Genomic DNA, 13,782 nt, shown 5'->3' with positions numbered 1-13,782 from the left:
ATGAGTCAACAGGAGCGGGCAACCATCCTTCTCATTGACGATCACCCGATGCTGCGCACCGGCGTAAAACAGCTCGTCAGTATGGCCAGCGATATTCAGGTTATTGGCGAGGCCAGTAACGGTGAACAAGGTATCGCCCTCGCTGAGACGCTGGATCCCGACCTGATCCTGCTGGATCTCAACATGCCCGGCATGAACGGACTGGAAACCCTCGACAAGCTGCGCGAAAAGTCGCTCTCCGGTCGAATCGTGGTCTTCAGCGTCTCTAACCACGAAGAAGATGTGGTCACCGCCCTCAAACGCGGCGCCGACGGCTACCTGTTGAAAGACATGGAGCCAGAAGATCTGTTAAAAGCGTTGCAGCAGGCCGCGGCGGGCGAGATGGTTCTCAGCGAAGCGCTCACGCCGGTGCTGGCAGCCAGCCTGCGCGCCAACCGCGCCACGTCAGACCGCGATATCAGCCAGCTGACGCCGCGCGAACGGGATATTCTCAAGCTGATTGCCCAGGGACTGCCGAACAAAATGATCGCCCGTCGTCTGGAGATAACCGAAAGTACCGTCAAGGTGCACGTTAAGCATATGCTGAAGAAAATGAAGCTGAAATCACGCGTTGAAGCGGCGGTATGGGTCCATCAGGAGCGGATTTTCTAAGGCATATTTCCCCAACTGACGCCGTCGGCCGGGAATTTGACCAACGGCTCGCTCAGCGCCAGCGCGATCTCATTGGATGAAACGCGCTGACCCGTTTTGTCTTCCACCACTACCGACAGGTGCCACAGATTGCTCGCTCCCGGCTCGCTGTTCCAGGCCGGAAGAATCACGCTCCAGCCGTCCGGGCTGTTGGCATCGACGGGAGACGTTAAGCTCAGCGCTTGCGTATCACCTTGCCATTTCAGCGATTTTATCCCATGCAGGCTACGAATTTGTAGCTTCAGTTGCACCGTCTCCCCCGGCTGTAAATCCCACGGCGGCGTCGCCAGGTAGACCGACAGCGATTTACGCTGACGATACTCGACCACCGGCACATGATCGCGCTCCGGGCTGTCGTAACGACTGCCGCGCAAGGAGCGGCTGACCGCCACCTCATCGGCCGCCAGCTGCTGTTTAAGCGGCACGCCAAAACGATAGTTCAGATTCAGACCGACATTGTTTTGACTGAGCCCGCTTTCACCCTGTTTATGCTTTGCGGTCATGGTCACGAGCGGCACCGGGGTATAGTTCAGCCCCACCGACACCGCCACCGGATTCCGGTAGCCGGTACCGGAATGGAACAGGTCGACGCTATCGCCAAAATACTGCTCGACGCTGACGCTGGTATTAATATGCTGATAGAACGGTAGCCGCGCCTGGGCGGTGACATCGTAGCCGCTCGCCATCCGCTGTTCCTGGGTCAGGCTATCGCCACGCTGCCAGCTGCCGACGGGATGATAATAGTTGGCCGACAGGCGCAAATATTCGCCCCAGGCTTCAGCGCCAATACTGCCTCGCGCCATGCTGTCACCCAGCACTTTGTCGTAGAACGAGTTATAGCCCAGCAGCCAGTCTCCCCTGCGCCAGCGCTGTCCCAGCCCGATGTTGCCCACCAGATCGTTTTGCCGCTGGCTGACGGAATACTGATTCCAGGTCAGATACTGGCCATTATCCTGCAGCGGGATAAACCAGTTGCCCTGCGTGCCGGTGAAGCGGCCTTCTTTATCCACCCGCAGATCGACGCTGGCATTGCCCCACGGCGAGAGCCAGTTTTCCAGTTGATGACTCAGCTCGTTGCCAAGCTTGCCGATAGCCAGCATTCGCGCCTGTTCACCGGTCGTCAGGCCATTATCGCTCATGCTGGCCTCGCCAAACTTTTTCGCCACTTCGGCAAAATGCCGGGCGTCATCATCCACCTGCGGCGCAATCCCCAAATCCGGCAGCGCCGCCTGTTTTTCACTGAACGCCGTGTTTCCCTGCAGGGCACGGGCAGGAACGCTTGCCAGCAGCAAGAGTAGCGCAAGGAGTGGGGGGACGCGGTACGACGAAGGCATTAAATGGGTTACATTGGCTCACGAAGAATATGACAGTCTTTAAGTTTACCGTTTTTTGCCCTCTCCGGCAGCTCTGAGGGCAATTCCAGGAATATCCCGAACTCAGGCCCGTATCTGCGCCTCTGCCAGCAGCGCTTTGAGTTCGGGAATACAAGAGCCGCAGTTGGTACCGCATTTCAGCACCTTGCCCAGTTCACCAACCGTGCGGCAACCGTTCGCGATAGCCTCACCGATCGCGCGTTCGCCAACGCTCAGGCAACTGCATACGATCCGTCCCGTGGGCGCCGTCTCGCCGCTTTTTTTCCCGCTGAGCAGCGCGTGACGATGCGTGGGCGTTTCCGGGGGCGAGAGAAACGCGTCGGCTATCCACCCGGCATCGATTACCGGCTCGCCGATATCGCACCACCAGCCCAACATCAGCTGACCCTCACGCCAGGCCAGCAGGCTCCATGTCGTCCCGGCGCGCGCCGTTTGCATCTGCCACTCCTGCTGATGACACCATTCGGTTAGCCATTCCTGCGAAGGGTGTTCTCCGGCTAAAGAGAGATGGTTTACCGCCCGCGCCGCCCGCCGACGCCAGTGGACGGCAGCCGGCAGCGGAACCGGCTGGCGACAAAACAGTTCCCCGTGCCAGGCGGGACGCCAGGGGGCAATCGCCACCGCCGCCTGTTTGCTCTCCGGCTGTCCGGACCAGGGATCCGTCACCGCCGACAGCAGATCGTTGACCCTTCCCCGGCGGGCAAACTGATTATTCCAGTGCATCGGCACAAACAGTGAGCCTGGGCGCTGCCCGCGGCTGACCACCGTTTTAGCCACCATCACGCCGTTGCGCGACCAGATTCGCGCCAGTTCTCCCTCGCGCAGTTGCAAACGTCGGGCATCCGCTGGCGCGACCTCAACGACCGGTTCGGCAATATGCTGCATCAGACGCGGCACGCTACCGGTACGGGTCATGGTGTGCCACTGATCGCGAATACGGCCGCTATTGAGGATCAGCGGATAAAAGGCGTCGGTCACGGCGCGCGTGGCCTGGGGGGTCACCGGCACCATGCGCAATTTACCATCGCCGTGCCAGCCGCGCTGTAAATCGAGAGCGGCGCCGCTGCGGCTGACCGGCCAGCGAACCGGCGCCAGGTTGTCCCACTCCTCACGGCTGAGCTCCGCCAGCCCGCCGATATCGAACGCCCGCTGGCCGTCATTTTCAAACCCCGAAAGCGCGGCATGCTCGCTGAAGATCTCATGCGGATGGCGCCAGGCAAAGGCCGCGCCAAAGCCGAGCTGTTCAGCCACGCGAGCGATTATCCACCAGTCGGCTTTGGCTTCTCCCGGCGGCGGCAGAAAGCTGCGCTGGCGGGAAATACGCCGCTCCGAGTTGGTAACGGTGCCATTTTTTTCTCCCCACGCCAGCGCCGGGAAACGAATATGGGCAAACGCTGCCGTATCCGTTCTGGCGCTCACCTCGGAGACGATCACCAGCGGGCATCCGGCCAGCGCCTGGCTGACGGCCAGACTGTCCGGTAACGACACTACCGGGTTAGTGCCCATAATCCACACCGCTTTCACCTCGCCGCGGCCAATGGCGGCAAACAGCTCCACCGCCGTCAATCCCGGCGTCTGCGCCAGCCGTTCGCTGCCCCAAAAGCGCGACAGCCGGTGCAGATCCTGCGGCTCAAAATGCATATGAGCGGCCAGCATCGTTGCCAGGCCGCCCACCTCGCGGCCGCCCATCGCATTTGGCTGTCCGGTCAGCGAAAACGGCCCGCAGCCCGAACGCCCGTATTTCCCGCAGGCCAGGTGGACGTTAATAATGGCATTACACTTGTCGCTGCCGCTGGCCGACTGATTGATCCCCATGGTGTAGAGCGTTATCGCCCGCGGTGCGGCGATGAAGTCGCGATAGAACCCGGCGACCTGCTCGACCTCCAGCCCGCAGAATTCGGCCACCCGCGCCGTGTCCCAGGCTGCGGCGGCGGCCAGCGCCTGCGTCTGGTCGTGAAAATCGCCGGTCAGCGCGCCAGCCCCGGCAATCGCCCTCAGTAAACCGACAAACAGCCCGCCATCGCTGCCGGGCGCAACCGCCAGGTGGCTATCGGCGATATCGCAGGTGGCGGTTCGGCGCGGATCAATCACCACCACTTTCATCTGCGGATTATCCCGTTTCGCCTGCACCAGCCGCTGATACAGCACCGGATGCGCCCAGGCCGCGTTCGACCCCACCAGCACCACCAGATCGCTGTTTTCCACATCCTCGTAGCTGCACGGCACCACGTCGGCGCCAAAGGCGCGCTTATAGCCGGTCACCGCCGAGGACATACAGAGACGGGAGTTGGTATCGATATTGGCGGCGCCGATAAACCCCTTCATCAGCTTATTCGCCGCGTAGTAGTCCTCGGTAAGCAGCTGCCCGGAGGCATAAAATGCCACCGCCTGCGGCCCGTGTTGCTCAATGATTTGCCGCAGTCGGCTACCGGCGGCCGTCAGCGCCTGTGACCAACTGACCGGCTCCCCCTCCAGCTCCGGTCGCAGCAAGCGCCTCTCCAGGCCGGTGGTTTCTCCGAGCGCCGCGCCTTTGACGCACAGACGTCCCAGGTTTGCCGGATGCTGCTCATCGCCGCGCACGCTGACCAGGCCATTTTCTGCCCTTCGCGCTAGCACGCCGCAGCCCACGCCGCAATAGGGACAGGTGGTGCGGATTTCATCCATCAGGAGGCCTCCGCGCGCGCCAGCAGAAGCTGATTGCCTACCCACACCGTGCCGTTTTCGACCTTCACCGGCCAGGCGCGGACCATCGGTTCACCGCCATCGCTGGGGCGCCCGTCGCGCAGCCGGATACGGTGTTTATACAGCGGCGAAATGACAATCGGCTCCCCGCCAGCATCGCCCAGTATGCCGCGCGACAGCACGTTGGCGTCGCTACCGGGCTCCAGGTTGTCGAGGGCATAAACCTGTTCGCCAAAACGGAACAGCGCAATCTGACGCTCGCCCAACCGCGCGCCGATCCCGGCCTGCGCGGGAATCGCCTCCAGATTGCAAATGGCCTGCCACGGACGAGCCGACGCCTCGCCTTCGCGGTGCACCGGCGCGACGACCGGCTGCGGCTGGCCGCGTAACATTTGCCGCTGCACGGCGTCATCCGGCTGGTCGCTGTTAACATAAGACCGGAACAGCGCCAGCCGCTGCGGATCGTTCAGCGTGGTCTGCCATTCGCACTGGTAGCTTTCCACCACCCGCGCCATCTCCTGCTCCAGCTCTTCGCCGATCCCGAGGCTGTCTTCGAGGATCACCTCGCGCAGGTAGTCGATTCCGCCTTCGAGGTTATCCATCCACGTACTGGTTCGCTGTAGTCGGTCGGCAGTGCGGATATAGAACATCAGCAGCCGATCAACCGTGCGGATCAGCGTCGCGTCGTCGATGTCGCTGGCAAACAGATCGCCATGGCGCGGCTTCATCCCGCCGTTGCCGCAGACGTAGAGATTCCAGCCTTTTTCCGTGGCAATCACCCCGATATCTTTCCCCTGCGCCTCGGCGCATTCGCGGGTACAGCCGGAGACCGCCATTTTAATCTTGTGCGGCGCACGCAGCCCCTTGTAACGATGTTCAAGCGTCACCGCCAGCGCCGTCGAGTCCTGCACGCCGTAGCGACACCAGGTCGAGCCGACGCAGGATTTCACCGTGCGCAGCGACTTGCCGTAGGCGTGACCGGTTTCAAAACCGGCCTCCGCCAGCTCGCGCCAGATGGCCGGCAGAGCTTCGAGCCGGGCGCCAAACAGATCGATCCGCTGGCCGCCGGTAATTTTGCTGTACAGCTGGTAGCGTTTGGCAATCTGGCCGATGGCAATCAGCCCGTCCGGGGTCACTTCGCCTGCCGCCATACGCGGGACCACTGAATAGGTGCCATCTTTCTGAATATTGGCGAAGTAGCGGTCATTGGTATCTTGTAGCGGCAAATGCGCCGGTTTCAGCAGGTATTCATTCCAGCAGGAGGCCAGAACTGAAGCCACCAGCGGCTTACAGATTTCGCAGCCGTGTCCCTGACCGTAACGACTAATCAGCTGATCAAAGGTGCGGATATGGTTCACGCGCACGAGGTGATAGATCTCCTGACGCGACCACGGAAAGTGTTCGCAGATATCTTTTTTCACTTCCACGCCCTGCGCCGAGAGCTGATATTCCATCACCTGCTTGACCAGCGCGCTGCATCCACCGCAACCGGTGGCGGCTTTGGTGCAGCTTTTTATCGCCGCCATATCACCGGCGCCATGATTAACCGCCGCGCAGATGTCCCCTTTACTGACGTTGTGGCACGAGCAGATCTGCGCGCTGTCCGGCAGCGCCGCTACGCCCAGCGCTTTTGGCGCACTCCCCTCCAGCGCGGGCAGAATCAGGCTTTCCGGGCGCGCGGGCAGCGCCATCGCGTTCAACATCATTTGTAGCAGCGTGGCGTAATCGCTGGCATCGCCCACCAGTACGCCGCCCAGCAGCGTTTTACTCTGCTGGCAGACGACAATTTTCTTATAGATTTGCCCCGGGCCGTCCGTCCACTGGTAGCTCTGGCTACCGGGCGTGCGTCCCTGGGCATCGCCGAAAGAGGCCACATCGATGCCCAGCAGTTTCAGTTTGGTGCTCATATCGGCACCGCTAAAACTCGCTTCTTCTCCGGCCAGCATTGCCGCCGCCGTTCTCGCCATCTGATAGCCCGGTGCCACCAGGCCATAGATTTTGTTCTGCCACAGGGCGCATTCACCAATCGCCAGCACCTGCGGATCGGAGGTGCGACACTGATCATCGATAACGATCCCACCGCGTTCGCCCACCGTCAGTCCGCTGCCACGCGCCAGCGTATCCTGCGGGCGAATCCCGGCGGAAAAAACCACCATATCGGTGGCCAGCGATTCGCCATCGGCGAAGTTCAGCACCAGGCCGTCAGCATCGCGTACGATAGCCTGCGTCGATTTGCTGGTGTGCACCCCGACGCCAAGATCATTGATTTTCTCCCGCAGCATCGCGGCGCCCGGGCTATCCAGCTGGACCGCCATCAGATGCGGCGCGAACTCCACCACGTGGGTTTCCAGCCCCAGTTGCCTGAGCGCGTTGGCGGCCTCCAGCCCCAGCAGGCCGCCGCCAATCACCACCCCGCGTTTTGCGCGGCCGGCGCAGGCGGCAATACGGTCGAGGTCGTCGAGGGTACGATACACAAAACACCCCTCCTGATCGTGGCCCGGCACCGGCGGCACGAAGGGATATGAGCCGGTCGCCAGCACCAGTTTATCCCAGTGGGTTTCATGGCCGCTGGCATCGCGTACCACCCGCGCCTCACGGTCAATGGCGGCAATCGTCTCAGACAGCCGCAGTTCGATTCCGTGCCGGGCGAAGAAATCGCCCTCCACCAGCGACAGCGATTCCGCGCTACGCCCGGCAAAATATTCTGATAAATGCACCCGGTCGTAGGCGGCGTAACGCTCTTCGCCAAACACCACGATCCGAAACTGTTGATGCAGGTTACGGCTGACGCATTGCTCAAGAAAATGGTGGCCGACCATGCCGTGTCCGACCAGCACCAAAACAGGTTTTGTCATCGTGATTTGTCCTGCAGCGCGCGGCTGCGTTGAAGAAGGATCAAAAAGCCAGTCTGCTGATGCGCGTTCGCCCAGCAGAGCCGTTAACGGCGCTGCATTTGCGCAGTCGCCAAGCAATAACACGCCGCACAGCTTGTCGTTACGGACCAGCAAACGGCGGTAGTGGCGGGCCAGCGGGTCCCAGCTGGTCCACAGCTCATCCTGCTCAGTCGCCTGTAATTCCCCGGCGCTGAACAGCTCGATACCCGTGACCTTCAGGCGAGTGCCGCTGTCCTGCCAGTGAAAATCTGCGCCTGGCGCCCCACATAAACGCGCGGCCAGCACCTCGGCCTGACGCAGACAGGGCGCGACCAGCCCCCAGGTCTGACCATCAATTTCACAACATTCGCCGATGGCGCTAATTCCCGGCCGCGCGGTCGCCATCTGGCGGTCCACCACAATGCCGCGTCGGCAATCGACGCCGCTGCGCTGCGCCAGCTCAATGTTGGGGCGCACGCCGGTCGCCAGCACCACGCGGCTGGCGGCAAAAGTCCGGCCATCCTCCAGCACAACCTCGTGCTCGCGAATCGCGGCGATCGCGCAGTCCGTGACGCACTGAATGCCTCGCGCCTCCAGCTGTTGCTGTAGCTGCTGACCGGCAAAGGCATCGGTTTGCTGTTCCATCAACCGGTCGCCGCGATGCAGTAAAGTGACATTGTCACCATGACGTCGTAACGCGGCGGCAGCCTCGACGCCGAGCACCCCGCCGCCAATCACCACCGCCGGGCCGCCGGTTGCCAGAATGGCGGCCACATCGGCAAAGGTGCGAAACGCAAAGACGTGCGGCAGCGCCACGCCGGGCAACGGCGGGATGAACGCCTGTGAACCGGTGGCAAAGATCAGCTCATCCCACGACAGCTCGCCTCGCGTGGTGCGCAACGTTCGCGTCGACATCTCCACCGCCAGCACCGATTCGTCGCGGCGGACCGTCACGCCGTGCTGGTGATACCACTCCTCAGGCAGCAGTCGCGTTTGCGCCAGCGTTTTTTCCCCGCCCAGTACCGGTGACAGCTGGATACGGTTATAGGCCTGCCAGGGTTCATCACCGATAATCACTATCTGAAATTTATCGCCCCCCCGCGCCACCAGCGTCTCCGCCAGCCGGGTGGCCGCCATACCATTGCCGATAATCACCAGTCGCCGCTTCATCGCCGCCCCTTACGCCGCCTTCGGCTGTTTTTCGTAGAGGAAATGGAGAATCTGCTGACGCAGGTGGTGATAACGGCTGTCATCCGCCAGCTGAACGCGATTGCGCGGCCGGGGCAGATCGATGGCGAGAATCTCCCCCACCGTCGCCGCCGGGCCGTTGGTCATCATCATCACGCGGTCAGAAAGCAGTACCGCCTCATCAACATCATGGGTAATCATCACGATGGTGGTATTCAGCGCCTGCTGAATCTGCATCACCGCATCCTGCAAGTGGGCGCGGGTCAAGGCATCGAGCGCGCCAAACGGTTCATCCAGCAGCAGCACTTTCGGCTTCATCGCCAGCGCCCTGGCAATCCCCACCCGCTGCTTCATCCCGCCGGAGATCTCCCCCGGACGCTTGTGCAGCGCGTGGCCCATTTGCACCCGCTCAAGGTTGTGTTCGATCCACTCCTTGCGCTCGGCTTTGCTCATGGTGCGGCGAAAAACCTGGTCGACCGCCAGCGCCACGTTGTCAAAGCAGGTCAGCCACGGCAGCAGGGAGTGGTTCTGAAAGACCACCGCGCGCTCGGGGCCCGGCCCGGCGATTTCGCGGTTATCGCACAGCAGCCCGCCTTCCGTGGGTAAGGTAATGCCGGCAATCAGGTTCAGCAGCGTTGATTTCCCGCAGCCGGAGTGGCCAATCAGACTGACGGTCTCCCCTTCGTAAATGTCGAAAGAGACGTTTTGCAGGGCCAGAAATTCGCCGCTGGCGGTATTAAAGCGCTGGCTGACGGCCTGCACCTGAATTAATGGTTTCATAGCGATTCCCCTATTTTTCTTGCCAGCTGAAGCGACGAGCGATCAGCATCAGCCCCTGCTCAAGCAGCAGGCCGACGACGCCGATAATGACGATGGCGATAATGATGTTTTCCACGTTGAGGTTGTTCCACTCGTTCCAGATCCAAAAACCGATCCCCAGGCCGCCGGTCAGCATCTCAGCGGCGACGATCACCAGCCAGGCAATGCCGATAGAGAGACGCACGCCGGTCAGCACCGCGGGCAGCACCGCCGGGAAGAGAATGCGCCGCATCACCGTCCACTCCGAAAGCTGTAACACGCGGGCCACGTTGAGATAATCCTGCGGAATGCGGCGCACGCCTTCGGCGGTGTTAATCACCATCGGCCAGATAGAGCAGATAAAAATGGTCCAGCTCGAAGCCGGTTCCGCCTTCTGGAACAGCAGCAGACCAATCGGTAGCCACGCCAGCGGACTGACCGGGCGCAGCAGCGCGATCAGCGGATTAAACATGCGGGCGAAGAACAGCGAGCGGCCGATCAAAAAGCCCAGCGGGATACCCACCAGCGCCGCCAGACCGAAGCCCACCGCCACCCGTTGCAGTGACGCCAGCACGTTCCAGCCGATGCCCATGTCGTTTGGCCCGTCCTGATAAAAAGGATCGGCAAACAGGGTCAGCGCGGAGTCGAACGTACTCAGCGGCGTCGGAAAGCCCTTGCCGTTGATCGCCGCCAGCTGCCAGCAGAGTAAAAGCAGCCCCAGTCCGAGCAGGGGCGGCAGGAGTCGCTGTACGGTTTCACGTAGCCAGCGTCTGACGGGCGGCGTCGGTCGCCGGACCTGCACCGGCGGCAGAATAATCACTTCGCCCGGCGTTTTTTCTGTGGCAATAACAGGTTGCGTATTGTGCGCGTGTTTCATTTCATGCCCCCTTATGTTGAATCGCGAAGCTGCGGGCGTAACCTTGCGGATCGGCCCCCGTCCAGACCGTACCGTCTATCAATGTGCTGCTACGCATGAGCGCTGTTGGTGTGGCGATGCCGCCCACCGCCTGCGCCGCCGCTTTCCAGACGTCAATGCGGTTGATGCGCCGGGCCACCGCCTGATAATCCGGGTCTGTTTTCAGTAATCCCCAGCGGCGGAACTGGGTTAAAAACCACATCCCGTCCGACAGCCACGGGAAACTCACCTCCCCCTGGTCGTAAAAACGAATCGGATGCGCGTCCTGCCAGCGGCGTCCCAGCCCGTTGTCGTACTCTCCGAGCATCCGTCCGGTGAGATACTGCTCTTTGGTATTCAGCCAGGCGCGCTTCGCCAGAATGCGCGCCGTCTCCCGTTTGTTCTCTTCCGACGCGTCAATCCAGCGCGCGGCCTCCATCACCGCCGCGACCAGCGCGCGGGCGGTGTTCGGGTTGCGCTCGACCCATTCGCTGCGGGTGCCGAGAATTTTTTCCGGGTGTTCCGGCCAGATAGCCTGCGAGGTGGTCGCGGTAAAACCGATGCGGTCGTTGATCGCCCGCGCATTCCACGGTTCGCCGACGCAAAAGCCGACCATGTTGCCGATGCGCATGTTCATTACCATTTGCGGCGGCGGCACCACGACGGTGCGCACATCCGCAAACGGGTCGATGCCGCCGCTGGCCAGCCAGTAATAGAGCCACATGGCGTGCGTCCCGGTGGGAAAGGTGTGGGCGAAGGTGTAGCTGCCCGGCGCGCTCTGGCCAATCAGCCGTTTCAACCCACCAAGGTCGGTCACCCCTTTCTCCTGCAGATCGCTGGAGAGCGTAATCGCCTGGCCATTGCGGTTGAGGGTCATCAGGTTGGCCATCGCGTGTGGCTTGCCAGCGATCCCCAGCTCCAGGCCATACAGCAGGCCGTAGAGAATGTGCGCCGCATCGAGTTCACCGGCGATCAACTTGTCGCGCACCGCCGCCCAACTGGCCTCTTTGGTCGGCACCAGGGTAATACCGTATTTTTTATCGAACCCTTTCAGCGACGCGATGGCGAGCGGCGCGCAGTCCGTCAGCGGAATAAAACCAACCCGTACGGTAGATTGTTCCGGCTTATCGGATCCTGCCGCCCATGCGGCATGCATCGCGCCGGGCAGCAACATTGCCCCGCCCAGCGCGGCACCTGCCTGTAAAAAACGCCGCCGTGAAATCGAAAATTTATCGCCCATACCCGCTCCAGAACACGCAAAAAAAAAGCGCCCGACAGTGCTGATGCACTGCTGGACGCCTTTATCCATGGACACACAAACCGCCGTTGGCCTGTTGCCCAAAATTGTTTACTGAACGATTTAACGCATTAACCGTTGTCTGTTGGATATTGCAAAACAGATGCCAATATTCACAGACGCGCTATTAAGCCATTTTCCGCTTTTCACGGGGCGACTTTTCCCCGCTCATTGCACCGCTGACAGGCAGCCGCTGCCCAACCATCGTGCATCTACTCCTTTGGTGTTATGGACCACAACGCCTTTACCGTCAGCAGCGCGCGGGCGATTTCCACCATCCTCTGGTTCTTATCCATCGCCATTTTCCGCAACGTCTGCCAGGCCTGCTCCTCCTGCATTCCCTGATGAGCCATCAGCACGCTTTTCGCTTTTTCAATCAGCTTGCGCTCTTCGAGCGTATCTTTGAGCGACGCCAGCTGTGTGGAGAGCTGCTGCAACTCAAAGGCCTGCTGGCGCACCAGCGGCAGCAGCTGTTTGTCGAGTCGGCGCGCGATGCTGTCGTCCTCCTCCTCGTCCGTCCAACTGGCGGGCGGCGCTTCCGGCGCCTCGCCGCTGAGCAGCGTATCGGCGACGCTCAACAGGTCGTCAATCAGGCGCTCTTCCAGAGCTCGCATCTGCTCCAGACGCTGCGTCTGGGCGCAAAACCAGCGCAGCGCCGTCTCCCCCTCATCCGCCGGGGGCTGCCGGGTGCAGGCGATCCGCCGCAGCTGTTCAATGTCCAGACTGGCCTGGCACTGGCTCATAAACAGCGCGGTCTGCGGCGCCTCAGCCAGCGCCTGGAAGCTGTCAAAACAGGGCTGCTGACCATCGATTCTGTCCACCAGCAGCTGGCGCAGCTCAGCGCTGAACTGACCGCGGGCAAAGCCGGATGCTCCCAGCGCGCGCTCCTGCCCCACCAGCTCTTTCCCCTGCATAAAGCTATAGAGCGCCACCATGCGCCCGGCAATTTGCGGGTCGTCAATGCTGTCGTTGAGCTGCGGGACAATATTTAATAAGTGGCGGATAATGCGACTAAACTGGTTTGTCGCCTCTTCGGCGACAATGGTGCGGCTGCGCACGGCGTCGCGCAGCGTCAGCAGTTGTTCCAGGTACCAGAGCGCGCTGGCTATCCGCCAGCATAGCGCGCCGCTGGCGCACTCCCGCACCGCTTCCAGCGCCTCGCGGAAAGCGATAAGCTGTTCATCCACCAGCGCCGATCCCGCGCGACACTCCGCGGCATACAGCCGCCCGGCGGAACAGAGCCAGAGGTTGGACGCACCGCGCTCGCACTGTAGCATGTGCACCAGCGCACTTATCCGGCTTGCCAGCGTACCCTGCTGCGCCAGCTGGCGTAGCTGCTCTTTTTGCAGTTGCCGCGCGCGGTGAAACCACCTGTTGGCCTCAGGCGTGATGCCAGCCGTATTATTCATACCCCCTCCCGGGTCAACGCTTTATACTTTAACCACAAGCAATAACCGTGCCTTATACCAAGGAGTCCTTATGCAAAGTATTGTGATTGTCGCCAACGGCGCCGCCTACGGTAGCGAATCGCTGTTTAACAGCCTGCGTCTGGCGATTGCCCTGCGTGAACAGCCGTCTGAACTCGATCTGAAGCTGTTTTTAATGTCTGATGCGGTGACAGCTGGCCTGCGGGGGCAGAAACCGGCGGAAGGCTATAACATTCAGCAAATGCTGGAGATCCTCACCGCCCAGAATGTCCCGGTGAAATTGTGCAAGACCTGCACCGATGGCCGCGGCGTGACCTCCCTGCCGCTGATTGATGGCGTGGAGATAGGCACTCTGGTGGAGCTGGCGCAGTGGACGCTGGCGGCCGATAAAATCCTGACCTTCTGAAGAAAGAGGCTCTGGCGGGATTTAATATTATTCAGGCCGCGTTTATTAATCGAAAAGGTAAGTCAGCTGAATGCTTTCAGGGACAACATCATTTTTGTTTAATCTTTATCCTTTTTTTTGATCAAAATCAGCATTCGTCCCCTCGCCATTTGG

Annotated in this window: 9 protein-coding genes; 2 read left to right on the top strand and 7 right to left on the bottom strand. The window is 61.2% G+C overall.

The window, feature by feature from the left end; all coding sequences use genetic code 11:
• Nucleotides 1-651 (top strand): two-component system response regulator NarL, encoded by a 651-nt coding sequence (gene narL / locus Electrica_RS10150; protein ID WP_004863467.1) that lies wholly within the window; start codon nt 1-3, stop codon nt 649-651.
• Here the strand turns inward: narL and Electrica_RS10145 are convergent.
• From Electrica_RS10145 to nasR, 7 genes are all read right to left on the bottom strand, one after another.
• Nucleotides 648-2,024, bottom strand: coding sequence for a YchO/YchP family invasin (locus Electrica_RS10145; protein WP_131047880.1), 1,377 nt, complete (start codon nt 2,022-2,024; stop codon nt 648-650). The two genes, narL and Electrica_RS10145, sit on opposite strands and share 4 nt — an antisense overlap.
• Before the next feature lie 102 nt (nt 2,025-2,126).
• Nucleotides 2,127-4,727 (bottom strand): nitrate reductase, encoded by a 2,601-nt coding sequence (locus Electrica_RS10140; RefSeq protein ID WP_141964407.1) that lies wholly within the window; start codon nt 4,725-4,727, stop codon nt 2,127-2,129.
• Nucleotides 4,727-8,788 (bottom strand): nitrite reductase large subunit NirB, encoded by a 4,062-nt coding sequence (nirB, locus tag Electrica_RS10135; protein WP_141964406.1) that lies wholly within the window; start codon nt 8,786-8,788, stop codon nt 4,727-4,729. The genes Electrica_RS10140 and nirB overlap by 1 nt, the downstream gene beginning before the upstream one ends.
• A 9-nt stretch (nt 8,789-8,797) precedes the next feature.
• A complete protein-coding gene (locus Electrica_RS10130) occupies nt 8,798-9,586 on the bottom strand; it encodes an ABC transporter ATP-binding protein (RefSeq protein WP_047665141.1) in 789 nt (262 codons plus the stop codon).
• Between the two features lie 10 nt (nt 9,587-9,596).
• On the bottom strand, nt 9,597-10,481 hold the full coding sequence (ntrB, locus tag Electrica_RS10125; RefSeq protein WP_141964405.1) for a nitrate ABC transporter permease: 885 nt from the start codon (nt 10,479-10,481) through the stop codon (nt 9,597-9,599).
• A gap of 1 nt (nt 10,482) precedes the next feature.
• Complete coding sequence (locus tag Electrica_RS10120; protein ID WP_141964404.1) at nt 10,483-11,739, bottom strand: CmpA/NrtA family ABC transporter substrate-binding protein; 1,257 nt, start codon at nt 11,737-11,739, stop codon at nt 10,483-10,485.
• 269 nt (nt 11,740-12,008) lie between these two features.
• Complete coding sequence (gene nasR / locus Electrica_RS10115; protein ID WP_141964403.1) at nt 12,009-13,205, bottom strand: nitrate regulatory protein NasR; 1,197 nt, start codon at nt 13,203-13,205, stop codon at nt 12,009-12,011.
• Between the two features lie 70 nt (nt 13,206-13,275).
• Between nasR and Electrica_RS10110 the strand changes: the two genes are divergently transcribed.
• Complete coding sequence (locus Electrica_RS10110; RefSeq protein WP_100682433.1) at nt 13,276-13,629, top strand: DsrE/DsrF/TusD sulfur relay family protein; 354 nt, start codon at nt 13,276-13,278, stop codon at nt 13,627-13,629.
• Nucleotides 13,630-13,782: the final 153 nt, after the last annotated feature.

Source organism: Klebsiella electrica (assembly GCF_006711645.1).
Taxonomy (GTDB): domain Bacteria; phylum Pseudomonadota; class Gammaproteobacteria; order Enterobacterales; family Enterobacteriaceae; genus Klebsiella; species Klebsiella electrica.
The sequence above is the reverse complement of the archived record's forward strand: the minus strand, read 5'-3'. Positions and strand labels throughout refer to the sequence as shown.

Coding starts and splice junctions, on each gene's coding strand:
- Electrica_RS10130 (WP_047665141.1), bottom strand. CDS start 9,586: ATGAAACCATTAATTCAGGTGCAGGCCGTCAGCCAGCGCTTTAATACC.
- Electrica_RS10140 (WP_141964407.1), bottom strand. CDS start 4,727: ATGGATGAAATCCGCACCACCTGTCCCTATTGCGGCGTGGGCTGCGGC.
- nirB (WP_141964406.1), bottom strand. CDS start 8,788: ATGAAGCGGCGACTGGTGATTATCGGCAATGGTATGGCGGCCACCCGG.
- Electrica_RS10120 (WP_141964404.1), bottom strand. CDS start 11,739: ATGGGCGATAAATTTTCGATTTCACGGCGGCGTTTTTTACAGGCAGGT.
- ntrB (WP_141964405.1), bottom strand. CDS start 10,481: ATGAAACACGCGCACAATACGCAACCTGTTATTGCCACAGAAAAAACG.
- Electrica_RS10110 (WP_100682433.1), top strand. CDS start 13,276: ATGCAAAGTATTGTGATTGTCGCCAACGGCGCCGCCTACGGTAGCGAA.
- nasR (WP_141964403.1), bottom strand. CDS start 13,205: ATGAATAATACGGCTGGCATCACGCCTGAGGCCAACAGGTGGTTTCAC.
- Electrica_RS10145 (WP_131047880.1), bottom strand. CDS start 2,024: ATGCCTTCGTCGTACCGCGTCCCCCCACTCCTTGCGCTACTCTTGCTG.
- narL (WP_004863467.1), top strand. CDS start 1: ATGAGTCAACAGGAGCGGGCAACCATCCTTCTCATTGACGATCACCCG.